Raw genomic sequence first — 26,515 nt, 5'->3', positions numbered from 1 at the left:
CAGGCCAGATCCCACATTAAGGGTTGTGTCTGGCTGTCAGAGCGGCGGGGCCTCGGGGTTCGGCTTGCTCTTGTCGACACCCGGCACGTGCAGGTTGCCCTCGGCCACTTGGTCGCCTTCGAGTTGCGGCTGTGTGACCCAGGTCAGGATGTCGTAGTAGCGACGGATGTTCGCCACGAAATGCACCGGTTCACCGCCCCGGGCGTAGCCGTAACGGGTTTTGCTGTACCACTTTTTCTGGGAAAGGCGCGGCAGGATCTTCTTCACATCCAGCCACTTGTTCGGATTCAACCCTTCCTTGGCCGCCAGTTTGCGGGCGTCTTCCAGGTGACCGCCGCCCACGTTATAAGCGGCGAGGGCGAACCAGGTACGGTCCGGCTCCTCAATGCTGTCGTCCAGCAGGCCCTTTATATAAGCCAGGTACTTGGCGCCGCCCCTGATGCTCTGCTTGGGATCCAGGCGATTGGACACCCCCATGGCCTGGGCGGTGTTCTGGGTCAGCATCATCAGGCCGCGTACGCCGGTCTTGGACGTGACCGTCGGCTGCCACAGTGATTCCTGGTAACCAATGGCCGCCAGCAGGCGCCAGTCGACCTTTTCGGCCTTGGCGTAGTTCTTGAAATGTTTCTCGTACTTGGGCAGGCGCTGCTGCAAATGCTGGGCGAAGGTGTAGGCGCCGACATAACCCAGGACGTCCACGTGCCCGTAGTAGCGATCCTTCAGGCGTTGCAGGGTGCCGTTTTTCTGCACTTTTTCCAGATAGGCGTTGATTTCATTGAGCAGGCTGTTGTCTTCGCCGGGGGCTACGGCCCAGCTTTGGTTGCTGGCGTCGCCCAGGTCGAAGGCGACCCGCACGTTGGGGAAATACACCTGGTTCATCGCTACTTCGTTAGAGTCAACCAGGGTCAGGTCGATCTGGCCTTCATCCACCATGCGCAGCAGGTCGACGACTTCTACGGCGTCAGATTCTTCGTATTCGATGCCGGGATATTTCTGTTTCAACTGTGCCAGTTGTTCGGCGTGGGTGCTGCCCTTGAGCACCATGATCTTCTTGCCCGCCAGGGCGGCCGGGTCAGTGGGGCGTGACTGGCCGTTGCGGTAGATGATTTGCGGGGTGACTTCGAGGTAGGAACGAGAGAACCGAACCTGGCCCTTGCGTTTTTCGCTGCTGACCAGGCCGGCGGCGGCCAGCACCGGGCCGTTGGGCTTGCCCAACTGGGTGAAAAGGTCGTCGAGGTTGTCGGCGGTCTCGATCTTCAGCTTCACCCCCAAATCGTCGGCGAAGCGCTTCACCAGCTCGTATTCGAAGCCGGTTTCACCATTGCGATCCTGGAAGTAGGTGGCGGGGCTGTTTCGGGTAACCACCCGCAGCACGCCATCCTCCTTCACGCGCTCCAGTGTGTTGGGTTTCTCAACACAGCCACTGAGCACCAGGAAGAGTCCGGTTGCGATCAGCCATTTGGCGTATCGCGGACGCAAAGCCGTTGGGGAAAACATCTGCGCAGTATACGCAAACGGCCCCGGCCGCCATATCTCGACAGCAGAAGGCCAGTCTGCTAGCCGTTGCAAAACATGTCCACAACTCAGGCGGGCCGGCGTGCGCCGTGTTTTGCCTCGATGAAAAATATCTCTGCGCGATCACGCAAACGGGTGTCCAAGGGAGCCGTCCGTGCAAAGACCGACATTCGGCCCGCATCGTACGTGCCGTTTCGGGTGCCGTCGCCAGCGGTTTAGGCTAGAATGCACGGCCTCAAAGCACACCCCTTCCCGAGGCTGTCCCGAAGATGTTGATCCTGCGCGGCGCTCCTGCCCTTTCTGCCTTTCGCCACAGCAAACTCCTTGAGCAACTGAGCCAGAAGGTTCCGGCTGTCAGTGGCTTGTATGCTGAATTCGCTCACTTCGCCGAAGTCACCGGCGGTTTGACCGGCGACGAACAGCAGGTGCTCGCGCGCCTTCTGAAGTACGGTCCCAGTGTTCCCGTCCAGGAGCCGACCGGTCGTCTGTTCCTGGTGCTGCCACGTTTCGGCACCATTTCGCCATGGTCGAGCAAGGCCAGCGACATCGCCCGCAACTGTGGCCTGGCGAAGATCCAGCGCCTGGAGCGCGGCATTGCCTTTTATGTCGCCGGTGAGTTCAGCGAGGCCGAGGCCCAACTGATCGCCGAGGGCCTGCATGACCGCATGACCCAGATCGTTCTGGGCAATCTGGAGCAGGCCGCGGGCCTGTTCAGCCATGCCGAGCCCAAACCGCTGACCGCCATCGATGTGCTGGGCGGCGGCCGCGCCGCGCTGGAAAAAGCCAACGCCGAACTGGGCCTGGCCCTGGCCGAAGACGAGATCGATTACCTGGTCAGCGCCTTCCAGGGCTTGAAGCGCAACCCCCATGACATCGAACTGATGATGTTCGCCCAGGCCAACTCCGAACACTGCCGACACAAGATCTTCAACGCCAGTTGGGACATTGACGGCCAGAGCCAGGAAAAAAGCCTGTTTGGCATGATCAAGAACACCTATCAGATGCACAACGAAGGTGTGCTGTCGGCCTACAAGGACAACGCCGCGGTGATCGTCGGCAACGTCGCCGGGCGTTTCTACCCGAACCCTGAGACCCGCCAGTACGGTGCGGTCCAGGAGCCGGTGCACATCCTGATGAAGGTCGAGACCCACAACCACCCGACCGCCATTGCCCCGTTTCCGGGCGCGTCCACCGGTTCCGGTGGCGAGATCCGCGACGAAGGCGCCACCGGTCGCGGCGCCAAGCCCAAGGCCGGCCTGACTGGCTTCACCGTGTCGAACCTGCAGATTCCGGGCTTTGAACAGCCGTGGGAAAAGCCGTATGGCAAGCCTGAGCGCATCGTCAACGCCCTGGACATCATGATCGAAGGTCCTCTTGGGGGCGCTGCGTTCAACAACGAATTCGGCCGTCCGGCCCTGACCGGTTACTTCCGTACTTTCGAACAGTCCATCACCACCCCTCGCGGTGAAGAAGTGCGCGGCTACCACAAGCCGATCATGCTCGCCGGCGGCATGGGCAACATCCGCGCCGAACACGTGCAGAAAGGCGAGATCCTGGTCGGCTCCAAGCTGATCGTCCTCGGTGGCCCGGCCATGTTGATCGGCCTGGGTGGCGGCGCCGCTTCCTCCATGGCCACCGGCACCAGTTCGGCGGACCTGGACTTCGCCTCGGTCCAGCGGGAAAACCCGGAAATGGAACGGCGTTGCCAGGAAGTCATCGACCGTTGCTGGCAGTTGGGTGAACACAACCCCATCAGCTTCATCCACGACGTCGGTGCGGGCGGCCTGTCCAATGCCTTCCCGGAACTGGTCAACGACGGTGGCCGTGGTGGCCGCTTCGAACTGCGCAACATTCCAAACGACGAGCCGGGCATGGCCCCGCACGAAATCTGGAGCAACGAATCCCAGGAGCGTTACGTCCTGGCGGTCGGCCCGGCCGACTTCGAGCGCTTCCAGGCCATTTGCGAACGCGAGCGCTGCCCGTTCGCCGTGGTCGGTGAAGCCACCGCCGAGCCGCAACTGACCGTCACCGACAGCCACTTCGGCAACAGCCCGGTGGACATGCCACTGGAAGTGCTGCTGGGCAAGGCCCCGCGCATGCACCGTTCGGCTGTTCGCGAAGCCGAGCTGGGCGACGACTTCGACCCGTCCACCCTGGACATCGCCGATTCCATCGAGCGCGTCCTGCATCACCCGGCCGTGGCGAGCAAAAGTTTCCTGATCACCATCGGCGACCGCACCATCACCGGCCTCGTGGCCCGTGACCAGATGGTCGGCCCGTGGCAGGTACCGGTAGCGGACGTTGCCGTCACCGCCACCAGCTTCGACGTCTACACCGGCGAAGCCATGGCCATGGGCGAGCGCACGCCGCTGGCGCTGCTGGACGCTCCGGCGTCGGGCCGCATGGCGATTGGCGAGACCCTGACCAATATCGTGGCCTCGCGCATCGGCAAGATCTCCGACATCAAGCTGTCGGCCAACTGGATGTCCGCCGCCGGTCACCCGGGTGAAGACGCCCGCCTGTACGACACCGTCAAGGCTGTCGGCATGGAGCTGTGCCCGGAGCTGGGCATCACCATTCCGGTGGGCAAGGACTCCATGTCCATGGCCACGCGCTGGAACGATGACGGCGTGGACAAGAGCGTGACCTCGCCGCTATCGCTGATCGTCACCGGTTTCGCCCCGGTCACCGACATCCGCCAGACCCTGACCCCGCAACTGCGCATGGACAAGGGCACCACCGACCTGATCCTGATCGACCTGGGCCGTGGCCAGAACCGCATGGGGGCCTCGATCCTGGCCCAGGTGCATGGCAAGCTCGGTTCGCAAGCACCGGACGTCGATGATGCCGAAGACCTGAAGGCGTTCTTCGCCGTCATCCAGGGCCTCAACGCCGACGGTCACCTGCTGGCCTATCACGACCGTTCCGATGGCGGCCTGCTGACCACCGTGGTGGAAATGGCTTTCGCCGGCCATTGCGGCCTGAGCTTGACCCTCGACAGCGTTGCCGAGTCCACCGCTGAAATCCCGGCCATCCTGTTCAACGAAGAACTGGGTGCGGTGATCCAGGTTCGCCAGGACGCCACCCCGGACATCCTCGCCCAGTTCAGCGCGGCTGGCCTGGCAGACTGCGTCTCGGTGATCGGCCAGCCGATCAACAACGCCCACATCAACATCACCTTCAACGGCGACACCGTCTTTGAGGGCCAGCGCCGCCTGTTGCAGCGCCAGTGGGCTGAAACCAGCTACCAGATCCAGCGCCTACGGGACAACGCCGACTGCGCCGAGCAGGAATTCGACGCGCTGCTGGAAGAGGACAACCCGGGCCTGAGCGCCAAGCTCAGCTACGACGTCAACCACGATGTGGCCGCGCCTTACATCAAGAAAGGCATTCGCCCACAAGTGGCGGTGCTGCGTGAGCAGGGCGTCAACGGTCAGGTGGAAATGGCGGCGGCGTTCGACCGCGCCGGTTTCAACGCGATCGACGTACACATGAGCGACATCCTCGCCGGCCGTGTCGACCTGAACGATTTCAAGGGCATGGTCGCCTGTGGCGGTTTCTCCTACGGCGACGTGCTGGGTGCCGGTGAAGGCTGGGCCAAGTCGGCACTGTTCAACAGCCGCGCCCGCGACGCGTTCCAGGGTTTCTTCGAGCGCACCGACAGCTTCACCCTCGGCGTATGCAACGGTTGCCAGATGATGTCCAACCTGCACGAGCTGATCCCGGGCAGCGAGTTCTGGCCGCACTTTGTGCGTAACCGTTCCGAGCAGTTCGAAGCCCGCGTGGCGATGGTTCAGGTCCAGGAGTCGAACTCGATCTTCCTGCAGGGCATGGCCGGTTCGCGCATGCCGATCGCCATCGCCCACGGCGAAGGCCATGCGGAATTCGAAAGCGAAGAAGCCCTGCTTGAAGCCGATTTGTCCGGTTGCGTGTCGCTGCGGTTTGTCGACAACCACGGCAAGGTCACTGAAACCTACCCGGCTAACCCGAACGGCTCGCCGCGCGGGATCACCGGCCTGACCAGCCGCGACGGTCGCGTCACGATCATGATGCCGCACCCGGAGCGCGTATTCCGCGCGGTGCAGAACTCGTGGCGTTCGGACGACTGGAACGAAGACGCGCCCTGGATGCGCATGTTCCGCAACGCCCGCGTCTGGGTGAACTAAGGGCGTGTACAAGCTCTGCTTTTTCGTCCCGACCAGCCATGTGGACGAGGTCAAAAGCGCCGTATTCGCTGCCGGTGGCGGGCGAATCGGTGACTACGACCACTGCGCCTGGCAAGTGTTGGGCCTGGGCCAGTTTCGCCCCTTGGACGGCAGCCAGCCGTTCATTGGCGAAGCGGGGCAGGTCGAGCAGGTTGAGGAGTGGAAGGTTGAGCTTGTCGTCGCTGATGAGTTGATTCGTGTGGTGGTGGCTGCGTTGAAGCGGAGCCATCCCTACGAGACGCCGGCATATGAGGTGTGGCGGTTGGAGGATTTTTGATCTTCCCCGCTTAAATGAAAAACCCGCTGATTGAATTAGCGGGTTTTTTATTGGGTGGGATTAATGCTGAAACATTCCCGCTGACCGACACGGACCCGTGGCGAGGGAGCTTGCTCCCGCTGGGCCGCGCAGCGGCCCCACGTTTTTGGCGGTTGCTGCGCAACCGAGCGGGAGCAAGCTCCCTCGCCACAGGGATAGCGGACTATCAGGCAACGAAGGCCTACGCTTTGACGCCCATCTTACGATTCTGCACCAGCGCCTCCAACGCCTGCCACAACCCCGGCGCTTTCTCCCCAAGCAGCAAGTGCCAAACCCCACCCTCCAGCGGGCTAATCCCCTGGCACCCGAGCACCTTGAGCTGGCTTTCCGACAACCCTTGGCCATCGGCCAGTCGCACCCGCAACCGGCTCATCGCCACGCAATCGAGTTGCAGCACATTGCCAGTGCCGCCCAGGGCATCCAGCCACTGCTGTGCTTCGGCACCGGACACGATGGCCGGTGCCGCAGCTTCAACCACCGCAGCCGCGGGTGCAGTGACCGGTCGGTCGAAGGAGGGCAACGCCAAGCGGATTTCATCGGCGATACTGTCGGCCATCGGCCCCACCACCACTTGCAGGCTGCCGCCATTACCGGGGCGAACCACGGCCATGGCGCCGAGGGCCTTGAGCTGGACGTCGGACGCTTTTTTGCGATCCACCAGGTCCAGTCGCAGACGCGTGGTGCAGGCGCCGAGGGTGATCAGGTTGTCAGCGCCGCCCAAGGCCTGGATGTAGGCCGCGGCCCGTTGGTTTTCGGCGATGGCCGGTTTGTCGCCCACGGGCACCTCTTCGCGCCCCGGCGTCTTCAGGTCGAAGCGGCGGATGCAGAAGTCGAACACTAGGTAATAGATCGCCGCGTAGGCCAGGCCCACCGGGACGACCAGCCAGCCGTTGGTGGATTTGCCCCAGCCCAGGACCATGTCGATGAAACCGCCGGAGAAGGTAAAGCCCAGGTGGATGTTCAATAGGTTGGTCACCGCCATCGACAGGCCGGTGAGCAGTGCGTGGACCAGGTACAGCAGCGGCGCAAGGAACATGAAGGCAAATTCGATCGGTTCGGTGACACCGGTCAGAAACGAGGTCAATGCCATGGACAACAGGATCCCGCCCATGACCTTGCGTCGCTGGGGCAGGGCGTTGCGGTACATCGCCAGGCATGCGGCAGGCAGACCGAAGAGCATCACCGGGAACATGCCCGTCATGAACTGGCCGCCCTTGGGGTCGCCGGCGAAATAACGGGTCAGATCCCCGGTCACCACTGCACCGGTAGTCGGGTCGGTAAAGCTGCCGAAGATGAACCAGGCCATGTTGTTGAGGATGTGGTGCAGGCCGGTGACGATCAGCAACCGATTGAATACACCGAAGACGAACGCACCGAAGCTGCCGCTGGCCATCAGCAGCTCGCCGAAGCTGTTGATGCCGTGCTGGATCGGCGGCCAGATCAGGCCGAACACCAGGCCCAGGCCCACGGCGCTGAAGCCAGTGACAATCGGCACGAAGCGTCGCCCGCCAAAAAACGCCAGGTACTCCGGCAGCTTGATGTCCTTGAAGCGGTTGTATAGCGCGCCGGCCAACAGGCCGCTGATGATCCCGGCGAGCATGCCCATGTTGATGGTCGCGTCGAGCACCTTCAGCGTCGCGATCATGACCAGGTAACCGATGGCCCCGGCCAGCCCGGCCGTGCCGTTGTTGTCCCGGGCGAAACCCACGGCGATGCCGATGGCGAAGATCATTGGCAGGTTGGCGAAAATCGCTTCGCCGGCGTCGTGGATGATCGCGATGTTCAACAGGTCCGTGTCGCCCAGGCGCAGCAACAGACCGGCGATCGGCAGGATCGCGATCGGCAGCATCAGCGCCCGGCCGAGGCGCTGCAACCCTTCGATGAAATGCTGGTACATGGCGTCTCTCCTTTATTGTTGTTCGACGTGGCTCAGCCCAGGGGCCAGTATTGATGACAGGCCTGGCGCACGGCGGCGGCACTGCCCAGGTTCAGCAGCTCGGCGCTGAGGCAAGCGCACTTGACGGCGTCGAGTTGGCGCACGCGTTCCTTGATTTCACCAATCTGCGGCGGGCTGACCGACAGTTCGCGTACACCCAGCCCTACCAGCACTGGCGTTGCCAAAGGATCCGAGGCCAGCGCTCCACACACACCGACCCAGCGGCCATGCTTCGCCGCGCCGATACAGGTCTGGGCGATCAGCCGCAGCAGCGCCGGGTGCAGGGCATCGACCCGGGTGGCGAGGCCGGCGTGGTCGCGGTCCATGGCGAGGGTGTACTGCGACAGGTCGTTGGTGCCGATGGACAGGAAGTCGGCGTGCTCGGCCAACTGTTCGGCCAGCAGCGCGGCGGCCGGCACTTCGATCATCACCCCCAGCTGCGGGCGTTCGTCCAAACCCAGTTCCGCGCCCAGAGCATCGAGGCGCTGGCGGATGTGCAGCAGTTCATCGACCTCGGTCACCATAGGCAACAGGATCCGGCAGCGCTTCAGCGGGCGGATTTGCAGCAGGGCCAGCAGTTGCTGATCCAGCAGCTCCGGCCGCACCTGGGCCAGACGGATGCCACGCAGGCCTAACACCGGGTTGGCTTCGGCCGGCAGCGGAAGGTAATCCAACTGCTTGTCGCCGCCCACATCGATGGTGCGGATGATCACTGGTTTGTCGCCCATGGCATCGAGCACGGCTTGATAGGCCTGGCGTTGCTCTTTTTCGTCGGGGGCGGTGTGGCGATTGACGAAGAGGAATTCGGTGCGCAACAAGCCAACGCCGTCGGCGCCGTTTGCCAAGGCCTGGGCGGCTTCGGGGCTGGAGGCGACATTGGCGGCGACCTCGACAGTCACTTGATCAAGGGTTTGCGCTGGCGTGTGGGCGAGGGCCTGTTGTCGGTTGCGCAGCGCTGCTCGATGGGTTTGTGCTTGATGCACCTGGGTCAGGCGCTCGGCGGTGGGTGTCAATTCGAGGCGGCCGGTGTCAGCGTCCAGCACCACCGATTGACCTGGCGCCAGAGTAAGCAGCGCGTCGCCCAAAGCCACCAGGCACGGCAGGCCTTTGCCGCGGGCCAGGATCGCCACATGGGAGGTAGCCCCACCCTCGGCCATACACACGCCGGCCACGCCCTGGGCACTGAGTTGCAGCAGATCCGAGGGGGTCAGCTCTTGCACGGCAACGATGGCGCCCGTTGGCACGTCGAATTGCCAGACCTCACCCAACAGCGCCCGCAAAACCCGCTGGCGCAGGTCGCGCAAATCGTTGGTGCGCTCGGCCAGTAGCGTGCTGCCCAGTTGCTGCAGCACCTGGCATTGCACGTCGATGGAGCGGCTCCAGGCGTGAGTCGCGGCGCCGCCCTGATCGATGGACAGGTGAGCGGCGTCCAGCAAGATCGGGTCTTCCAGCAGCGCCAGATGAGCGTTGAAGATCGCTTCTTCGTCGCGGTTGCGTCGGGTCCTGGCGTGCTCCAGGGTGAGGTGGATGTCGCGACCGACCTGTGCCAAGGCACTGCCCAGTCGCTGCCGTTGTTCTTCGACGTCGTGCCCGCCTGCGTCCTCGGGCAATTGAATGCCATTCAACCGAACCAGCGGCCCCGCCACCAGACCGGGGGCGGCACACACGCCATGCAGCACACCGTCTTCGGTGCTGCGGCTGTGGGCTTTGATCGGCGGCGTCACGGCATGGGCGTCCTCCGCCAAGGCTGTGGATAACGTCGCCAGCAAGGCATGCAACGCCGCTTCGGCATCGCTGCCACGGCAACTGACGTGCACTTCATCCTGCTCGGTGATGGCCAACCCCATCATCCCCATCACGCTGTCGCAGGGTGCCGATTTGCCTTGGAAGTGCAGGTGCGAGCGGCTCTTGAAACCCTGGGCGGTCTGACGAATCAGCGCGGCCGGCCGGGCATGCAGGCCGCCGCGATGGGCGATGCGCACCTGGCCGAAGACTTCGCTGCCGCTGTCCTGATCGTTGTCTTCTTGGCCGCTTGGGACTTTGGCAACGATCTGCAGCAGCGGCTCGCCGACCTTTACTCCTTTGAGGGTGATAGGCCGTGCCTGGAAGTGCTCGCCATTGGTGATGACCAGCAGGCTGACCAGGCTTTTGCAGCGTCGCGCCACCTTGTCCAGGTCGTAGCGCAGCAGCGGCTGGCCGTTGCTGACCCGCGCGCCTTCCTTGACCAGCATGGAAAACCCCTCGCCCTGCAGCTCGACGGTGTCCAGTCCCAGGTGCAGCAGCACCTCGGCGCCGTTGTCGGCCCGCAGGGTCACGGCATGGCCGGTGCGAGCGACGTGGATCACTTCGCCGGCGCAGGGCGCGTAGAGGGTGTCGTTCAGCGGGTCGATGGCGATCCCGTCACCCATGGCGCCACTGGCGAACACCGCGTCCGGGACGTTGGCGAGGGTGAGCACCGGCCCGCTGAGCGGGGCGCTGAGGGTCAGCTCTTTATTGTTGTTAGACATGGGCTCGCTCTCTTTGAAGTCTCGTTGGCCTTGCGTTAACGGACCGTCGGTTCAGTGGGTCCGGGTGACCTTGCTCAAGTACCGTGGTTGGTCCGGGTCCAGGCCTCGGGCCTCGGCCAGGCTGGCGGCCATCCGGTAAAAGCTCTGGATCGCCAGGATCGGGTCCAGGGCCGGGTGTTCGGCGCGGGTCAGTGTCAGGTCGCGCTCGGCGATGTCATCGGGCGCGGCCAGCAGCACCCGGGCGCCGCGCTGGCGCATGTCGGCGGCCAGGCTCAACACACCGGCCTGCTCGGCGCCGCGCGGGGCGAACACCAGCAGCGGATAGTGCTCGTCGATCAACGCCATCGGCCCGTGGCGGACCTCGGCGCTGCTGAAGGCTTCGGCCTGGATCGCCGAGGTTTCCTTGAATTTGAGCGCCGCTTCCTGGGCGATGGCGAACGCGGCACCACGGCCGATGACCATCAAGCGCTGACAATCACGCAGGGCCTCGACGGCGGCGCTCCAATCCTGTCGGGCGGCATCGCGCAAGCCTTCGGGCAGGGCATTGCCGGCGTCCATCAGTTCGGCGTCTTCTTTCCAATGAGCCACCAGTCGCGCACTGGCGCTGAGGGTGGCAATGAAACTCTTGGTGGCGGCGACACTGCTTTCGATGCCGGCGCACAAGGGCACGCTGAATTCACAGGCCGCCTCCAGCGGAGAATCTTCTGCGTTGACCATCGCCACACTCAACGCGCCACGCTTGCGCAACAGGCGCAGGCTGTTCACCAGGTCGGGGCTCTGCCCCGATTGGGAGAACGCGAACGCCACCTGGCCGCTGACCTTCAATGGCGCCTGCTGCATGGTCACCACCGACATCGGCAACGAGGCCACCGGCAAACCCAGTTGTTGCATGGTCAGGTAGGCAAAGTAGCTGGCGGCGTGGTCGGAGCTGCCACGGGCCACGGTCATGGCCACTTGTGGCGGCTGACGACGCAGGCGCCCGGCAATTTCCTGTAAGGCGGGGTCCAATCGCTGCAGCTGGCGCTCGACGGCGTCGCACGAGCTCAGGGCCTCTTCAAGCATTTTGGAAGTCAATGGCTTCTCCTTCGACCATCACGTCGGTCAGGTTCAGGGCACGGTCAAGGCGCACGCAGTCGGCCCAGGCGCCGGGTTGCAGGCGTCCACGCTCGGGCAGGTCGAGGTAGTCGGCGGGGAATTGCGACAGGCGTTGCGAGGCTTCGCTGATGGACAGGCCGATTTTCACCAGGTTGCGCAGAGCCTGGTCCATCGTCAGGGTGCTGCCGGCCAGCGTGCCGTCGGCCAGGCGCACACCGCCCAGGCATTTGGTCACGGTGTGGCTGCCCAGCTTGTATTCGCCATCGGGCATGCCGGCGGCGGCGGTGGAATCGGTCACGCAGTACAGGCACGGGATCGCACGCAGGGCCACGCGCATGGCGCCGGGGTGCACGTGCAGCAGATCCGGGATCAGCTCGGCATATCGCGCATGGGCCAGCGCCGCGCCGACGATGCCCGGTTCGCGGTGATGCAGCGGGCTCATGGCGTTATACAAATGGGTAAAACTGCTGGCCCCGGCGGCCAGTGCCGCGACGCCTTCTTCGTAGCTGCCCAGGGTATGGCCGATCTGCATGCGCACGCCCCGGGCGCTGAGCGCGCGAATCAAGGCATCGTGGCCGGCGATCTCCGGCGCGATGGTGATCACCCGGATCGGTGCCAGCGCCAGGTAGGTCTCGACTTCGGCCATCAGCGCGGTGTGGGCGAAATTCGGTTGGGCGCCGAGTTTGCCGGGGTTGATATAGGGGCCTTCCAAATGCACCCCCAGCACCCGCGCACTGCCGCTGGACCGCTGTTCGCAGAATTCACCGAGGGCCTTGAGCACGCTGGCGATTTCTTCGCTCGGCGCCGTCATGGTAGTGCCGAGCAGCGCCGTGGTGCCGAAGCGCACATGGGTGCGGGCAATGGTTTCGAACGCCAGCGCGCCTTCCATGATGTCCTTGCCGCCACCACCGTGCACATGCAGGTCGATGAAGCCGGGCAGCAGGTAGGGCAGGTCATTGCTCGCCGGGTCGCAGGGCTGTCCTTCGATGGACACGACCTTGCCGTGTTCATGAAGCAGGCGGCCGCGTATCCAGCCGTTGGCGGTGAGGATGTTGTCTTCGGACATGGGGATTCTCTGATCGTCTAGCGCCGCAGCTCTGCGACAAAGTCGTAGTAGTCGTTGCGGCAATAGGTGTCGGTGACTTCGATGGGCGTGTTGTCTTCCAGGTAGCCAACCCGCGTCATCAGCAACATTGCGGTGCCGGGGGCAATGCCCACCAGGGCGGCGAACTCGTCCGAGGCGTTGATGGCCTGGATGTGTTGCAGGGCGCGCACCACCGGTTTGCCAATGCCGTCGAGGAATTCATAAAGCGAATCGCCCACCGCTTGTGGCTTGGGAATGATCGACGCGGGCAGGGTGCTCATCTCGATGGCCATGACCGTGTCGTCGGCCTTGCGCAGCCGTTTGAGCCGGGCGACTTTGTCAGTGGGCGACAGGCCCAGGCGAATCAGTTCTTCGTGGGTCGGCGGGGTGATCTCCCGCTCCAGCCACTGGGACCCGGGCACGAAGCCTTTGAGCCGGAGCATTTCGCTGAACCCACTGAGGCGCGAGAGCGGCTGTTCCAGGCGCGGGGTTATGAACGTTCCCGAGCCTTGGTTGCGGCGGATCAGGCCTTGTTCGAACAGCACTTCCAGTGCCTTGCGGGCGGTGACCCGGGAAATGCCCAATTGCTCGCTCAAGCTGCGCTCGGAGGGCATCGCTTGTTCGGCTTTCCACTGGCCAGCGTGGATGGCGGCTTCCAGGTTGCGGGCCAGTTGCAGGTAGAGCGGGGTGGGTTGGGTGTCGTCGGGGCGCAGGGTCAGGATGTCGTTCATTTGTTTATCCGATGCGGTTTTTGTGGGCGTTGTCGCTCGGTGAATTGCGACTGAAGCTAATACCACTTGAATACCATGTCAACGCTGCCTCTGCAGGGTTTGCTAGTGTTTTCTCGGTGTTTCTAGTGGGTGTTCTTTAAGTGGTATTAGGGTGGTGGTGATGTGGCGTTGAATTGCAGCGTTGGGCTGGGGTTTTTAAAGGTCAGTGGTATGCATGAAGGGCGGGTTTTGAAATTTGATATTTATTTTTGTGGTGAGCGGCGGTGGGGTGGATTGTGTGTGTATCCGTTTCTGCGGTAACGGCTACTTAGGGTTCCGCTTTTACAGCGGCTCACTTTTGAGAAGCCCGGAAGCCGGCCCAGTCAAAAGTAACCAAAGCGCTTTTGCCCCACCACTCTGTGCCTCGCTTAGGCTCGGCATGCCTGAACTAAGACATCGTGGTTAACGGGGCGCCCGAGATCAACGTCCACCGCGAGGCGGCCTGACAGCCGGCCTGGTTTCAGGTCAAACGCGTTTCCCCTGTGGGAGCGGCGTATATGAGTGTTGTGGCTGCTGAAAAACCAATGTGGGAGCGAGCCTGCTCGCGAAAAATCGGAAGGCGAATAAAAAATACCAATGAAACACAGAGCCCTTTGTGGCGAGGGGATTTATCCCCGCTGGGACGCGGAGCGGCCCCAAACCGGACAACCCGGTTGCATCAGGCAAATTGAGTTACCTGCCCAGGGGGCTGCTGCGCAACCCAACGGGGATAAATCCCCTCACCACAGGACCGTGGATAGCTTGATGCAATGAGTGCCGGCCTCATCGCGAGCAGGCTCGCTCCCACAGGAAAAACGCGGTCTCACCAAGAACCAGGTCGGCTATCAGGCCGCCTCGCGGTGGACGTTGATCTCGGGCGCCCCGTTAACCACGATGCCTTCGTTCAGGCCACCGAGCCTAGGCGAGGTGCCAAGTGGTGGGGCAGAAGCGTTTTGCTTACTTTTGACTGGGCCGGCTTCCGGGCTTTTCAAAAGTGAGCCGCCGTAAGGGCGGAACCCTAAGCCGCCGTTACCGCAGCAATGGATATGGACCCCAATTCAATTCAAAAAAGTCTACCTGCAAATTTGTGCGAAACATTCCTGATCAGATGGATTGTCTGTCAGACGTCCCGAAGTTTCCGACAAGTTTTTAAGGTTGTCCCTCGGAACCGAGGGCTCTAGCCTTTGGGTGTCGCTGCCAATTCAGCGACCGGATTTGACCGTCCGAGAATCTAGACGCGCCAGTGTTCCAAGACCTAGTTCAGGCGTTTTTCTTTCGTCTGAGGTATCGTGTCGCGGCAGCTGTGCGTGGGACGTCTTCGGACGTGCCGGTTTGCCTTGATTCCCGGTCGGTCAACCCGCGTACAGCTGCCCTTTTTGTTTGACCGCGAAGAGTGGTGGCTCCATTGAATCAGGAGCTCAAAATGATCAAAGAAACCCCCAACCCTCCAAAACCCGCCTCCACCTTCCCCTACGGCGACTACGCCCCCGACAAGCTGAAAGAAGCCGCCGACCGCGCGATGGACCATTACCTCAAGCCCGACGACAGCGAACCAGAACCCCAACCCTCTGTGCAGCTGTTCACCGTATCGGACAACGTTGACACCGAAGCCCTGCTAGCCAACCTCAGCGAAACCCTGGCCTCGGCCAATGCGATGCTCAGCGACCTGGCGTTTGGCCTGGAAGGCTCGCGGCGGCATGTGGCGTTGGGGGTGGCACAGATGATCGAGCTGGGGGCATTGTTGGCGAACAAGGCCTTGGACCGGGTTGAGCTTCGGACTTGATGCAGTAAGCCCCGGCCTCATCGCGAGCAAGCTTTGCTCCCACAGAGGCCGGTGTCGACCACAAGTTCTGTGAACAACACACATCCACTGTGGGAGCGAGCCTGCTCGCGATAAATCGTAAGACGAACACAAAAATTCCGGTGAAACGCCGATCCTGTGGCGAGGGAGCTTGCTCCCGCTGGGTTGCGAAGCAGCCCTAAAACCCGACAATCCGGCGTGTCAGGCAGATTGAGTTGCCTGCTTTGGGGTTGCTGCGCAACCCAGCGGGAGCAAGCTCCCTCGCCACAATGGTTCACACGAGCCTTGAGTCAACAGCATCAACCCACCTGCCTGTACGGCGAGGCTGGAAAACTATTAATGGATGTTCTCGCGACGGCAAACTTCCTTTTCTATGCCAATGCACTCGACCGGTTCACTCACACCTTTCTCGAAACGACGGGCATTCATCAACAGGCCTCCCTTGATACCGCCGATGAACGCGAACGCGCCTTCGCGCGAACCAGCGTTGCGCACCGACAAATCCACCGCCACGCTGTTGGGCCTGACTTCATAGACCCAGCCGCCGTTCGAGGCTTCCTGGGTGGCCCAGAGCTTGGCTTCGCTGTAGTCACGAAATGCCACAACAATCGATTGCGCCAGAGGGTCCTCCTGATACATCGCGAATCTCAAGTTCGGTGGCAAAGAGTTCCAGCCTCGTAACCCATCGGTAAGCGCATCCGCGCCCTGTACAGGGTTGATCTTCGTAGAGCCGACTGCCCAAAGGGATTGCCGGGACTTTACCCATGGCAAACCCTCTCGAGGCGTCAGCCGGTTCCAGTCGATGGCCATCACCGCGACCTCCCGCATCGTCTCCTGGCCGGTGGGTTCACGGTAGTTTGGGTTCGTCCTGCAATCGGCAAGATTGTGTGCCTTGCAGGCCTGCTTGATAAAGTGCGCCTTGACCCCGCCCGGGTAGCTGATTTCCTCCTCACCGGGAAAGGGCCCCCCCGATTGCACCTGATCGATTCCGTGGGGGGCGCTGAACTCGTACACCCACTCGCTGGCGTAGTGCTGGGCGACGAGCTGATTGCGCGTTGCGCTGCTGAAAACCGTCCCTGCGCTCCCGCTCGCGTGGGTGATCCAGTCGTACCCCCATTGCTCCACGGGAGTGCCATCGGCTTTGGGCAGCAGCCCCTGCGCGAAGGCACTGAGGCCCTGACCCGTCGTATCGCCCCGGTAGAGCGTGTCCATGTCGGTACGCCAGCGCAACGAGGGCGTGGTCTTGCGGATATCCACGCTTGGATCCGCCGTGACCTGAAGCCAGGCGGTGTACCACGGTTCCTCTTTTCCAGCAGCCCCCCACGCGTCGGCGCCCGGTTGCCACACACCTGCGAACACCACTGCCGCGACAGCAGTCACCCGTATGAAGTTGTTATGGGTTGTCATGATTTGATGCCTTATCTTTGAACGGTGAAGCCCTGTCGAATCACATACGTCATGACTGCCTATGCTTCGACGTGACATGTCTCACTATGGATTCTGCGGGGCTGAGCGATCCGAGCCACCGCATCGGTTTTGAGGGTAGATCAAGGCTGGGGGAGGGGATTGCGTTGCGGTGCCTGGACTTGTAACAAAAGGCTGATCGACACCGTTCCCTGTGGCGAGGGAGCTTGCTCCCGCTGGGCTGCGAAGCGGCCCTGAGATCTGACAAATGCGGTGTGTCAGGCAAATTGAGTCGCCTGCTTTGGGGTTGCTTCGCAACCCAGCGGGAGCAAGCTCCCTCGCCACAGAAGCGCCTCGCCGCAAGAAGAGGGTGCTACGGCCGAATTTCGATCATCGTCCCATCGGGCACCAGGTTCCAGACTTCGCGCATGTCCACATTGCGCATGGCAATGCAGCCGTCGGTCCAGTCCAGCGTATGGAACAACTGCTCAGGGTTTTCTTCCGAATCAGGCGTGCCGTGGATCATGATCATGCCCCCAGGTTCCACGCCTTCGCGGCGGGCGCGGGCGGCGTCGCTGATGTTGGGGTAGGAAATGTGCATCGACAGGTAGAAGCGGTCGCTGGTCTTGCGCCAGTCCAGCCAATAAAAACCTTCGGGGGTGCGCTTGTCACCTTCTATCAGCTTGGGGCCTTTCTTGGCGCCCTTGCCCAGGGAGATGCGATAGGTCTTGAGCGGCTTGCCGTCGTTGATCAATTGCAATTGATGGGCGGACTTGAGCACCAGCACTTTTTCGATGGCCTTGCCATTGTAGGTTCCCACCGCAGAAGCCTGGGACACAGCGGCGAACGACAAGCAGAACAGCAAAAGCAACCAGCGCATTGAAACGATATCCCTAGAGGTGTCGCGGCTATATGGGTTTTTATGTATTGGCAGGCTGGGCCAGCGGCGGGATCGATTCGGATCGCACCGGGTAGTCCTCGGCTCGCCGGTCAGCATAGAAGTATTCTAGGGTACGGCCCACCGTGCGGAAAGCCAGCTCGTCCCAGGGAATCTCCGCTTCGTCGAACAGTTTCACTTCCAGGCTCTCGGGCCCGGCGGCGAAATCCTCGTCCACCAGTTCGGCGCGGAAGAATACGTGCACCTGGCTGATATGCGGAACATCGATCAACGTATAAATGCTCAGGTTGCGCACGCGGGCGCAGGCTTCTTCGGCGGTCTCGCGCACGGCGGCCTGCTCGACGGTTTCGCCGTTTTCCATGAACCCCGCCGGCAGCGTCCAGTAGCCGCGCCGGGGCTCGATGGCGCGCCGGCACAGCAACACTTTACTGCCCCAGGTCGGTACGCAACCGGCCACGATGTTGGGGTTCTGGTAGTGGATGGTGTGGCAGGTGTCGCAGACAAAACGCAGGCGCGAGTCGCCTTCGGGTATGCGCTGGGTCACCGGGTTACCGCACTGGCTGCAGAATTTCATGCTTGGGTTCCTGAATGCTGCGCCTATCTTGGCGTCTGCGGGCGGTTGTCGGCAAGTTGTCGTTTCGCGACACGACGCAGTGCGGGGGTTGGGCGGCTTGCCTGATTGGTGCATGATGCAAGGTAGCGAATAAATCGAGAAGTCTCATGCTGGACGAGCTACTGCATCGAGTAAGCAACCATACCCCACGTGATCTGGAGACTGACCGACGTTTCCCTGAAGCGGCGGTGCTGGTGCCGATTACCCGCAGTGACGAACCGGAACTGGTCCTGACCCTGCGCGCCAGCGGGCTCTCGACCCATGGCGGCGAGGTGGCGTTTCCTGGCGGGCGGCGTGACCCGGAAGATCCGGACCTGATCTTCACCGCCCTGCGCGAAGCCGAAGAAGAAATCGGCCTGCCCCCGGGTCTGGTGGAAGTGATCGGTCCCCTCAGCCCTTTGATTTCGTTGCACGGTATCAAGGTCACGCCCTATGTCGGGGTGATTCCGGATTACGTCGAATACCGGGCCAACGATGCCGAGATCGCGGCGGTGTTCAGCGTGCCGCTGGAGTTTTTCCGCAAGGACCCGCGCGAACACACGCACCGCATCGATTACCAGGGCCGCAGTTGGTACGTGCCCAGCTATCGGTTTGGCGAATACAAGATCTGGGGTCTGACGGCGATCATGGTCGTCGAGCTGGTCAACCTGATGTTCGACGCCGGCATTGACCTGTACACACCGCCCAAGACTTTCATCAATACCTGAAGCCTCGAGGATCCTCATGAAATACCGCCTGGGTGATGCCCGTGTCGAAACCCACCCACAGAGCTGGGTCGCGCCCAACGCCACACTGGTGGGCAAGGTTCGCCTCGAAGAAGGCGCCAATGTCTGGTTCAACGCCGTGCTGCGTGGCGATAATGAACTGATCCTGATCGGCAAAAACAGCAACGTGCAGGACGGCACGGTGATGCACACCGACATGGGCTTCCCGCTGACCATCGGCACCGGCGTGACCATCGGCCATAACGCCATGCTTCATGGTTGCACGGTGGGGGACTACAGCCTTATCGGCATCAATGCGGTGATCCTCAACGGCGCGAAGATCGGCAGGAATTGCATCATCGGCGCGAACTCGCTGATCGGCGAAGGCAAGGAGATCCCTGACGGTTCGCTGGTGATGGGTTCACCCGGCAAGGTCGTGCGGGAATTGACCGAGGCCCAGAAGAAAATGCTCGAGGCCAGCGCGGCGCACTACGTCCACAACGCGCAGCGCTACGCCCGCGACCTGGCTGAGCAAGAGCAATGAACCCGCCCGAACGCCCGGTTCCTTCGCCCTGCGTGAACATCTGCGCGCTGGACGATGACGACATCTGCACCGGCTGCCAGCGCACCGTGGCGGAAATCACCCGGTGGAGCCGGATGGACAATGACGAACGACGCGGGGTTCTGGCGTTGTGTCATGAAAGGGCCAAGGCCAGTGGATTGGTGTGGATGTTGCCGGTGAGGCGCTGATACCCGTGTGTGAATACAAAACCCTGAAGGAGCACATACCTGAAGGAGCCCACACCTGTGGGAGCAAAGCTTGCTCGCGATGCAGGCACCCAGGTCTCCAGATGGACCGCATGAACGTTCATCGCGGGCAAGCCTTGCTCCCACAGCCTTGCTCCCACAGGCTGGGCTCCCACAGGCGTGGATTCCACAGAAATTGCTCCCAAAAACCTTTATTTCAGCGGCGCCACCGATCCAAACCCACCACCCCCAGCGCAATCGCGACAAACCCTGCCAATATCCCTGCGGCATTGATCAACACCTGTGGATAACCCAGGTTCGCCACGTCGATGAAAGGGTAGGGGTACGTCGCCAGTAATTCCCCCCGCAGCAGGAGCCACGCGAAGTACACCACCGGGTAAATCATCCACAGCCCGATGTGCTTCATGCGCAAGGTGCCCTTGGGCACGCAGAACCACCAGTAGGTAATGAACAGCAACGGCATGACGTCGTGCAGCAATTCGTCGGCCACAAATTGCCAGCCTTCGGGCTGCCACAGATGTCGCAGCAGCAGGTTGTAGGCCAGGCCGACGAGGGCGATGCTCACGGTAATGCCGCTGCTGACCCCCGGCTGCAAGAACCAGTGCCGGGCCGCTGATTCTCGGTGGATCAGCTCCCAGGTCAGCACCACGGCCACCAGTGTGTTGGTCAGCACGGTGAAGAAACTGAGAAAGTTCACCAGACCGCCCAGCAAGCTTGCGCCCAGTTCCCAGCGGCCGAGCAGGATCAGGTACAACTGGATGCTCAACCCCGCCCAGCCCAGCAGTGCCGCCACTGACATGAAGCACTGTCGCAGCGCGGGGCGCCGGCGGATCTCAATGTCCACGGCTCAGACCGGTCGTTTGGTGCGCATCAGCTTGATGTACAGCCGCTCGACTTTCTCCCGCGCCCACGGCGTCTTGCGCAAAAAGGTCAGGCTCGACTTGATGCTCGGGTCGCTCTTGAAGCAACGAATGTCGATGTGCTCGGCCAGACCCGACCATTCGTAGTGCTGCACCAGGGCGTTGAGGATCTGCTCCAGTGTCACGCCGTGCAGCGGGTTGTTATTGGGTTCGGTCATGGGAGGCCTTCGCGCAAAGAGGTGTAAAGCCGCGCACCTTAGCCGAGGTGCCCGCGTGGTGGAAGCATAGCCTTCGTCGTTGGGAGTGAGACGCAGGAGGCATAGCGCACTGTTACCGAATCCGAAATGATCCATGTCAGTAAAAGCTCTTTCTCTATTTGTAACAGAACATTATCCTTGCGCCGCCAGCTGAAACGCTTCTTCTGCCGTGCCAAAGCCTCGGCGTTCAGTGAATCCCCCAAAAAAAGATCAAGAATTCCTCCTCTATGTTCGATGTTCAGACTCTGCGAGACAGCGCTGTCCGGCGCCGTATTGCCGCCAGGAAAACCCTTCGCCTGATGGCCTGCTTCGGCGCCTTGGGCATTGCCACCGGCGCTCAGGCCGCTCCCGCGTTCGACAGCGACTCGCCCTGGATGCTGGGTGACTGGAATGGCACGCGAAGCGAACTCGCGGAAAAAGGCTACGACTTCAAGTTCGATTACACCGGCGAAATGGGCAGCAACCTGCACGGCGGCTACGACCATGACCGCACCGCTCGTTACAGTGACCAACTCGCCTTGGGCACGCACCTGGACCTGCAGAAAATCCTCGGTTGGCACGCCGCCGAGTTTCAACTGACGGTCACCGAGCGCAGCGGCAATAACATCAGCAACGACCGGATCAACGACCCGCGTGTTGGCGGTTTCACTTCCGCCCAGGAAGTCTGGGGCCGTGGCCAGACCTGGCGGCTGACGCAGATGTGGTATCAGCAGGCATTTTTCGATGACCGGCTCGATATCAAGGCCGGCCGTTTCGGTGAGGGCGAGGATTTCAACAGCTTTCCCTGCGACTTCCAGAACCTGGCGTTCTGCGGCTCGCAAGTGGGCAACTGGGTGGGCGGCATCTGGTACAACTGGCCGGTCAGCCAATGGGCGCTGCGGGTCAAGTATCACCTCACGCCTGAGCTGTACGTCCAGATCGGGGCCTATGAACAGAACCCGTCGAACCTGGAAACCGGCAACGGCTTCAAGCTCAGCGGCAGCGGCACCCAGGGCGCCGTAGTGCCGGTGGAGCTGGTGTGGTCGCCCAAGCTCAATGGCCTGCCGGGCGAATACCGTGCCGGTTATTACTACAGCAGTGCCAACGCCACCGATGCCTACAAGGATCGCAACGGCCAGCCGGCCGCCCTGAGCGGCGAGGCTTATCGCAGCGCGTCGAGCAAGCATGGCGTCTGGCTGGGGGCGCAACAGCAACTGACCAGCGTCGCCAGTGACCATTCCCGTGGGCTGAGTGTGTTTGCCGATGCCACGATGCACGACAAGAAAACCAACGCCATCGACCACTATGTCCAGGCCGGTCTCGTCTACAAGGGGCTGTTCGACGCCCGCGCCAGGGATGACATCGGTTTTGCCCTGGCCCGGGTTCACGTCAACCCGGCTTACCGCAAGAACGCCGAGGCCACCAACCAGGCCCGCGCCATCCGGGATTACGACAATCCGGCCTTTTTGCCCCCCCAGGACACCGAGTACAGCGCCGAGTTGTATTACGGCGTTCACGTGACGAACTGGCTGACCATGCGCCCGAACCTGCAGTACATCCGCCATCCGGGCGGCGTGGACAAGGTCGATGACGCGCTGATTGGCGGGATCAAGATTCAGTCGTCGTTCTAGTCAGGTGCCACAAAGCCCGTGGGAGCGAGCCTGCTCGCGATGGCGATGGCACATCCAAATCGATGTCGACTGTCATTCCGCTTTCGCGAGCAGGCTCGCTCCCACAGAGAAATCGCACGAGCCGAATACCTTTTTCAACTGAACCAAGCCCGTATCAGATCGTCATCTACAGTGACTACTTGCGCGGGACTCCTTAAAACCTCACGGAGAATCACACTATGAGCACTGAGGGTGCTATGAGTCGAAGCCGTCTGCTACCGAGCCTGCTCGGCATTCTGCTTCTATTGATGGGCCTGGCCCTGTTGGCGGGAGGAATCAAGCTGAGCACGCTTGGCGGCTCGCTGTATTACCTGTTGGCCGGTATCGGCCTGGCGCTGACCGGCGTGCTGCTGATCATGGCCCGTCGCGCGGCCCTGGGCCTGTACGCGCTGGTGCTGTTCGCCAGCACCGTGTGGGCGCTGTGGGAAGTGGGCCTGGATTGGTGGCAACTGGTGCCGCGCCTGGCAATGCTGTTTGCCTTGGGCATCGTCATGTTGCTGCCGTGGTTCCGCCGTCCGCTGTTGACCCCCGACGCTTCGCCCATGGGCACCCGTGCCTTGGGCGCCGCCGTAGTCATTGCCGGTATCACCGCGCTCGCCAGCCAGTTCACCAACCCGGGTGAGATCAAGGGCCAACTGGACCGCGACAGCGTGCCAGGCATGACCAACACCGCACCGGCGATGCCTGACGGGGATTGGAACTCCTACGGCCGCAGTGCCCATGGTGACCGTTATTCGCCCCTGGCGCAGATCACCCCCGAGAACGTCAGCAAGCTGAAGGAAGCCTGGAGTTATCGCACCGGCGACCTGCCAGGGCCGAATGACCCGGGCGAGACCACGGCGGAAAACACACCGCTGAAGGTCAACGGCATGCTCTACGTGTGCACGCCCCACAGTCAGGTGATTGCCCTGGAGCCTGAAACCGGCAAGGAAATCTGGCGATTCGATCCGAAGCTTTCCACGCAGAAAGCGGAAAACTTCAAGGGTTGGGCCCACATGACCTGCCGTGGCGTGACCTACCACGATGACGCGGTGTACGCCTCCGCCGAGCAGAGCCCGACCGGCGCGGCCAGCACCACGCCGGCGAGCACCGTGTGCCCGCGCCGGATCTTCCTGCCGACCGCCGACACGCGCCTGATCGCGCTGAACGCCGACACCGGCAAGATGTGTGAAGACTTCGGTGATAACGGCCAGGTCGACCTGACCGCCAACATCGGCGGCTTCACGGCCGGTGGTTACTACTCCACCTCGCCACCGGCGGTCACGCAGAACCTGGTGGTGATCGGTGGCCACGTCACCGATAACGTCTCCACCGACGAGCCAAGCGGTGTTATCCGTGCCTACGACGTGCACACCGGTGAGCTTGTGTGGAACTGGGACAGCGGCAACCCGGACGACACCACGCCGATTGCCGAAGGCCAGACCTACACCCGCAACTCGCCGAACATGTGGTCCATGTTCGCCGTCGATGAAAAACTCGGCATGCTCTACTTGCCGATGGGTAACCAGACGCCCGACCAGTTCGGTGGTTTCCGTACCCCGGAATCGGAAAAATACGCCGCCGGCCTGACCGCGCTGGACATCGCCACCGGCAAGGTGCGCTGGTACTTCCAGTTCACCCACCATGACCTTTGGGACATGGACGTGGGCGGTCAACCGACCCTGATGGACCTGAAAACCGCCGATGGCGTGAAGCCAGCTGTTCTGGCATCGACCAAGCAGGGCAGCATCTACGTGCTGGACCGCAGCAATGGTCAGCCGATCGTGCCGATTAAGGAAATCCCGGTGCCGCAAGGCGCGGTAGAGGGCGACTTCACCTCACCGACCCAGCCGATGTCCGACTTGAACTTCGTGCCGCCGGTCCTTGAAGAACGCGACATGTGGGGCGTGACTCCATTCGACCAGATGTTGTGCCGGATCGACTTCAAGTCGCTGCGCTACGAAGGCATGTTCACGCCGCCGTCGCTGCAAGGCTCGATCGTATACCCAGGTAACTTCGGCGTGTTTGACTGGGGCGGTATTTCGGTGGACCCGGTGCGCCAGATCGCCTTCGTCAACCCCAGCTACATGGCGTTCAAATCCAAACTGGTCCCGGCGGCGGAAGTGGCCGGCGGTCCGGGTCGCAAGAGCGAAACCGAAGGTGTGCAGCCGAACAAGGGCGCACCCTATGGCGTGATCCTCGAAGCGTTGCTCTCGCCAATGGGCCTGCCCTGCCAGGCGCCGGCCTGGGGGTATGTGGCGGCAGTCGACCTGACCAACAACGAAACCCTGTGGATGCACAAGAACGGCACCGTACGTGACAGCTCACCGGTACCGATTCCGCTGAGCATGGGCGTACCGAGCCTGGGCGGCGCCTTCACCACCGCCAGCGGCCTGGCGTTCCTGAGCGGTACCCTTGACCAGTACCTGCGTGCCTATGACGTGAAAAACGGCAATCAGCTGTGGGAAGGCCGCCTGCCAGCGGGCGCCCAGACCACGCCGATGACCTACACCGGCAAGGACGGCAAGCAATACGTGCTGGTCGTCGCGGGTGGTCATGGTTCCCTGGGGACCAAGCAGGGTGACTATGTGATCGCCTATAAACTGCCGGATTAAGCAAAACCGGCGCTCATGAAAAAGGCGACACCTTTGCGGGTGTCGCCTTTTTTGTAGCAGCGCGGAGTCTCTGTGAGCGCAGGCTTTTGAGCTTTTGTGGCGAGGGAGCTTGCTCCCGCTGGGCTCTGTAGGAGCTGTCGAGTGCAACGAGGCTGCGATCTTGTCCCAGACCATTGAGTCGCAAGCGAAAAATCAAGATCAAAAGATCGCAGGCTACGCCAGCTCCTACAGGAGCCGGCTGGAGCAAGCTCCCTGGCCACAGGTTTTACATTCAGCCAGCTTACAACTCGATCTTCACCGCCTGGGAAGCCCGGGTCGCTTTGGCGCGGGCGGCTTCGATGGACTCGTCTCGCGCCAGGGCTACGCCCAGGCGGCGCTGGCCATTGACTTCCGGTTTGCCGAACAGGCGCAGGGCGGTGTCCGGTTCGCTCAGGGCGGCGCCGAGGTTGGCGAAAGCGGTCTGGGTCGACTGGCCTTCCACCAGGATCACCGCCGAGGCCGAAGGGCCGAACTGGCGGATCAGCGGGATCGGCAGGCCGAGGATGGCGCGGGCGTGCAGGGCGAACTGCGACAGGTCCTGGGAAATCAGCGTCACCAGGCCGGTGTCGTGGGGGCGTGGCGAGACTTCGCTGAACCACACCTGATCACCCTTGATGAACAGCTCGACGCCAAACAGGCCGCGACCGCCCAGAGCCTCGGTCACGGCCTTGGCTACGCGCTCGGACTCAGCCAGGGCCACCGGGCTCATGGCCTGGGGCTGCCAGGATTCCTGGTAGTCGCCTTTTTCCTGACGGTGGCCGACCGGTGCGCAGAAGGTGGTGCCGCCGACGTGACGCACGGTGAGCAGGGTGATTTCGTATTCGAAATCGATGAAGCCTTCGATGATCACCCGGCCCTTGCCGGCACGGCCGCCTTCCTGGGCGTAGTCCCAGGCTTTCTGTACGTCATCGGCACTGCGCAGCAGGCTCTGGCCCTTGCCCGAGGAACTCATCACCGGCTTGACCACGCACGGGAAGCCCAGGGTTTCAACGGCCTTGCGGTAGTCTTCCACGGTGTCGGCGAAGAAGTACGGCGAGGTCGGCAGCCCCAACTCTTCGGCGGCCAGGCGCCGGATACCTTCGCGGTTCATGGTCAGTTGCGCGGCGCGGGCGGTGGGGATCACGGTGAAGCCTTCAGCCTCCAGTTCCACCAGCGTGGCGGTGGCGATGGCTTCGATTTCCGGCACGATGAAGTGCGGCTTCTCGGCCTCGATCACTGCGCGCAGGGCAGCGCCATCGAGCATGTTGATCACATGGCTGCGATGGGCCACTTGCATGGCCGGTGCGTTGGCGTAGCGATCCACGGCAATCACTTCAACGCCCAGGCGCTGCAATTCGATTACCACTTCCTTGCCCAGCTCACCGCTGCCACACAACAAAACGCGGGTCGCGGTGGGCGACAATGGAGTTCCGATACGGGTCATCTGAAGGTCCTCAAACAGGAGCGGATCATCGAGGGTCGCGCGCCGGGCGAGCTTCCCATGGGGAGAAAGCGCGGCATTTTACATGAACCGCAGGTTTT

20 protein-coding genes are annotated in these 26,515 nt (G+C 62.3%); 8 read left to right on the top strand and 12 right to left on the bottom strand.

The window, feature by feature from the left end; translation table 11 throughout:
- Positions 1–36 precede the first annotated feature (36 nt).
- Complete coding sequence (mltF, locus tag MA884_RS11140) at positions 37–1,497, bottom strand: membrane-bound lytic murein transglycosylase MltF (protein WP_256230567.1); 1,461 nt, start codon at positions 1,495–1,497, stop codon at positions 37–39.
- Between the two features lie 287 nt (positions 1,498–1,784).
- Here mltF and purL point away from each other — a divergent pair, with 287 nt between their 5' ends.
- Together purL and MA884_RS11130 are read left to right on the top strand one after the other, a co-directional pair.
- Positions 1,785–5,681 carry a phosphoribosylformylglycinamidine synthase gene (purL, locus tag MA884_RS11135; protein WP_256230565.1) on the top strand — a complete coding sequence of 1,299 codons (3,897 nt, stop codon included), beginning with the start codon at positions 1,785–1,787 and terminating at the stop codon, positions 5,679–5,681.
- A gap of 4 nt (positions 5,682–5,685) precedes the next feature.
- Positions 5,686–5,997 (top strand): YqfO family protein, encoded by a 312-nt coding sequence (locus tag MA884_RS11130; protein WP_256230564.1) that lies wholly within the window; start codon positions 5,686–5,688, stop codon positions 5,995–5,997.
- 220 nt (positions 5,998–6,217) lie between these two features.
- On the opposite strand, the gene nagE is transcribed toward MA884_RS11130, so the two are convergent.
- Genes nagE through MA884_RS11105 form a run of 5 tightly spaced genes read right to left on the bottom strand, consistent with a single transcriptional unit; the run spans position 6,218 to position 13,389 of the window.
- Positions 6,218–7,933 (bottom strand): N-acetylglucosamine-specific PTS transporter subunit IIBC, encoded by a 1,716-nt coding sequence (gene nagE / locus MA884_RS11125; protein WP_256230563.1) that lies wholly within the window; start codon positions 7,931–7,933, stop codon positions 6,218–6,220.
- Between the two features lie 32 nt (positions 7,934–7,965).
- Positions 7,966–10,479 (bottom strand): phosphoenolpyruvate--protein phosphotransferase, encoded by a 2,514-nt coding sequence (ptsP, locus tag MA884_RS11120; RefSeq protein ID WP_256230562.1) that lies wholly within the window; start codon positions 10,477–10,479, stop codon positions 7,966–7,968.
- Positions 10,480–10,530: 51 nt separating this feature from the next.
- Entirely contained in the window at positions 10,531–11,553 is a 1,023-nt protein-coding gene (locus MA884_RS11115) for an SIS domain-containing protein (RefSeq protein WP_256230561.1), read from the bottom strand.
- Positions 11,534–12,640, bottom strand: a complete 1,107-nt coding sequence (gene nagA / locus MA884_RS11110) for an N-acetylglucosamine-6-phosphate deacetylase (RefSeq protein ID WP_256230560.1) — start codon at positions 12,638–12,640, stop codon at positions 11,534–11,536. Before nagA ends, MA884_RS11115 begins: the two co-directional genes overlap by 20 nt.
- Before the next feature lie 17 nt (positions 12,641–12,657).
- Complete coding sequence (locus MA884_RS11105) at positions 12,658–13,389, bottom strand: GntR family transcriptional regulator (RefSeq protein WP_109754741.1); 732 nt, start codon at positions 13,387–13,389, stop codon at positions 12,658–12,660.
- A gap of 1,441 nt (positions 13,390–14,830) precedes the next feature.
- Between MA884_RS11105 and MA884_RS11100 the strand changes: the two genes are divergently transcribed.
- Positions 14,831–15,190: a DUF6124 family protein gene (locus MA884_RS11100; protein ID WP_256230558.1), complete on the top strand. Its 360-nt coding sequence runs from the start codon at positions 14,831–14,833 to the stop codon at positions 15,188–15,190.
- A 354-nt stretch (positions 15,191–15,544) separates the two neighbouring features.
- On the opposite strand, the gene MA884_RS11095 is transcribed toward MA884_RS11100, so the two are convergent.
- The 3 genes from MA884_RS11095 to MA884_RS11085 form a co-directional block, all read right to left on the bottom strand.
- Complete coding sequence (locus MA884_RS11095; protein ID WP_371134768.1) at positions 15,545–16,333, bottom strand: hypothetical protein; 789 nt, start codon at positions 16,331–16,333, stop codon at positions 15,545–15,547.
- Between the two features lie 652 nt (positions 16,334–16,985).
- Entirely contained in the window at positions 16,986–17,492 is a 507-nt protein-coding gene (locus tag MA884_RS11090; protein WP_256230555.1) for a murein L,D-transpeptidase family protein, read from the bottom strand.
- A gap of 40 nt (positions 17,493–17,532) precedes the next feature.
- Positions 17,533–18,084 carry an NUDIX hydrolase gene (locus MA884_RS11085; protein WP_256230554.1) on the bottom strand — a complete coding sequence of 184 codons (552 nt, stop codon included), beginning with the start codon at positions 18,082–18,084 and terminating at the stop codon, positions 17,533–17,535.
- 146 nt (positions 18,085–18,230) lie between these two features.
- On the opposite strand from MA884_RS11085, the gene MA884_RS11080 reads away from it, so the two are divergent.
- From MA884_RS11080 to MA884_RS11070, 3 genes are read left to right on the top strand one after another with little or no spacing between them, the layout of a single operon-like run.
- Complete coding sequence (locus MA884_RS11080; protein WP_256230553.1) at positions 18,231–18,830, top strand: CoA pyrophosphatase; 600 nt, start codon at positions 18,231–18,233, stop codon at positions 18,828–18,830.
- Between the two features lie 16 nt (positions 18,831–18,846).
- Positions 18,847–19,371 (top strand): gamma carbonic anhydrase family protein, encoded by a 525-nt coding sequence (locus MA884_RS11075; protein ID WP_256230552.1) that lies wholly within the window; start codon positions 18,847–18,849, stop codon positions 19,369–19,371.
- Positions 19,368–19,577: a DUF1289 domain-containing protein gene (locus MA884_RS11070; RefSeq protein ID WP_214917479.1), complete on the top strand. Its 210-nt coding sequence runs from the start codon at positions 19,368–19,370 to the stop codon at positions 19,575–19,577. The genes MA884_RS11075 and MA884_RS11070 overlap by 4 nt, the downstream gene beginning before the upstream one ends.
- 214 nt (positions 19,578–19,791) lie before the next feature.
- On the opposite strand, the gene MA884_RS11065 is transcribed toward MA884_RS11070, so the two are convergent.
- Together MA884_RS11065 and MA884_RS11060 are read right to left on the bottom strand one after the other, a co-directional pair.
- Positions 19,792–20,394: a Pr6Pr family membrane protein gene (locus tag MA884_RS11065; protein ID WP_256230649.1), complete on the bottom strand. Its 603-nt coding sequence runs from the start codon at positions 20,392–20,394 to the stop codon at positions 19,792–19,794.
- A 48-nt stretch (positions 20,395–20,442) separates the two neighbouring features.
- Positions 20,443–20,673, bottom strand: a complete 231-nt coding sequence (locus MA884_RS11060; protein ID WP_186652433.1) for a VF530 family DNA-binding protein — start codon at positions 20,671–20,673, stop codon at positions 20,443–20,445.
- Positions 20,674–20,939: 266 nt separating this feature from the next.
- Between MA884_RS11060 and MA884_RS11055 the strand changes: the two genes are divergently transcribed.
- Together MA884_RS11055 and MA884_RS11050 are read left to right on the top strand one after the other, a co-directional pair.
- On the top strand, positions 20,940–22,322 hold the full coding sequence (locus MA884_RS11055; RefSeq protein ID WP_256230551.1) for a carbohydrate porin: 1,383 nt from the start codon (positions 20,940–20,942) through the stop codon (positions 22,320–22,322).
- A gap of 218 nt (positions 22,323–22,540) precedes the next feature.
- Positions 22,541–24,955, top strand: a complete 2,415-nt coding sequence (locus MA884_RS11050; RefSeq protein WP_256230550.1) for a glucose/quinate/shikimate family membrane-bound PQQ-dependent dehydrogenase — start codon at positions 22,541–22,543, stop codon at positions 24,953–24,955.
- A gap of 280 nt (positions 24,956–25,235) precedes the next feature.
- Here the strand turns inward: MA884_RS11050 and purT are convergent, their stop codons facing one another.
- The gene (gene purT, locus MA884_RS11045; protein ID WP_256230549.1) at positions 25,236–26,417 is read right to left on the bottom strand and encodes a formate-dependent phosphoribosylglycinamide formyltransferase; all 1,182 of its coding nucleotides are present in this window, start codon (positions 26,415–26,417) and stop codon (positions 25,236–25,238) included.
- Between the last annotated feature and the right edge of the window lie 98 nt (positions 26,418–26,515).

The organism is Pseudomonas sp. Q11 (genome assembly GCF_024494355.1).
Classification (GTDB): Bacteria; Pseudomonadota; Gammaproteobacteria; order Pseudomonadales; family Pseudomonadaceae; genus Aquipseudomonas; species Aquipseudomonas hefeiensis.
The sequence above is the reverse complement of the archived record's forward strand: the minus strand, read 5'-3'. Positions and strand labels throughout refer to the sequence as shown.

Excerpts from the sequence above, each read along its gene's own strand:
- MA884_RS11060 (WP_186652433.1), bottom strand. The coding sequence starts at position 20,673 with ATGACCGAACCCAATAACAACCCGCTGCACGGCGTGACACTGGAGCAG.
- ptsP (WP_256230562.1), bottom strand. The coding sequence starts at position 10,479 with ATGTCTAACAACAATAAAGAGCTGACCCTCAGCGCCCCGCTCAGCGGG.
- MA884_RS11085 (WP_256230554.1), bottom strand. The coding sequence starts at position 18,084 with ATGAAATTCTGCAGCCAGTGCGGTAACCCGGTGACCCAGCGCATACCC.
- MA884_RS11050 (WP_256230550.1), top strand. The coding sequence starts at position 22,541 with ATGAGCACTGAGGGTGCTATGAGTCGAAGCCGTCTGCTACCGAGCCTG.
- MA884_RS11090 (WP_256230555.1), bottom strand. The coding sequence starts at position 17,492 with ATGCGCTGGTTGCTTTTGCTGTTCTGCTTGTCGTTCGCCGCTGTGTCC.
- MA884_RS11075 (WP_256230552.1), top strand. The coding sequence starts at position 18,847 with ATGAAATACCGCCTGGGTGATGCCCGTGTCGAAACCCACCCACAGAGC.
- MA884_RS11080 (WP_256230553.1), top strand. The coding sequence starts at position 18,231 with ATGCTGGACGAGCTACTGCATCGAGTAAGCAACCATACCCCACGTGAT.
- nagE (WP_256230563.1), bottom strand. The coding sequence starts at position 7,933 with ATGTACCAGCATTTCATCGAAGGGTTGCAGCGCCTCGGCCGGGCGCTG.
- nagA (WP_256230560.1), bottom strand. The coding sequence starts at position 12,640 with ATGTCCGAAGACAACATCCTCACCGCCAACGGCTGGATACGCGGCCGC.
- mltF (WP_256230567.1), bottom strand. The coding sequence starts at position 1,497 with ATGTTTTCCCCAACGGCTTTGCGTCCGCGATACGCCAAATGGCTGATC.
- purL (WP_256230565.1), top strand. The coding sequence starts at position 1,785 with ATGTTGATCCTGCGCGGCGCTCCTGCCCTTTCTGCCTTTCGCCACAGC.
- MA884_RS11100 (WP_256230558.1), top strand. The coding sequence starts at position 14,831 with ATGATCAAAGAAACCCCCAACCCTCCAAAACCCGCCTCCACCTTCCCC.
- MA884_RS11070 (WP_214917479.1), top strand. The coding sequence starts at position 19,368 with ATGAACCCGCCCGAACGCCCGGTTCCTTCGCCCTGCGTGAACATCTGC.
- MA884_RS11065 (WP_256230649.1), bottom strand. The coding sequence starts at position 20,394 with ATGTCAGTGGCGGCACTGCTGGGCTGGGCGGGGTTGAGCATCCAGTTG.
- MA884_RS11055 (WP_256230551.1), top strand. The coding sequence starts at position 20,940 with ATGTTCGATGTTCAGACTCTGCGAGACAGCGCTGTCCGGCGCCGTATT.
- MA884_RS11105 (WP_109754741.1), bottom strand. The coding sequence starts at position 13,389 with ATGAACGACATCCTGACCCTGCGCCCCGACGACACCCAACCCACCCCG.
- purT (WP_256230549.1), bottom strand. The coding sequence starts at position 26,417 with ATGACCCGTATCGGAACTCCATTGTCGCCCACCGCGACCCGCGTTTTG.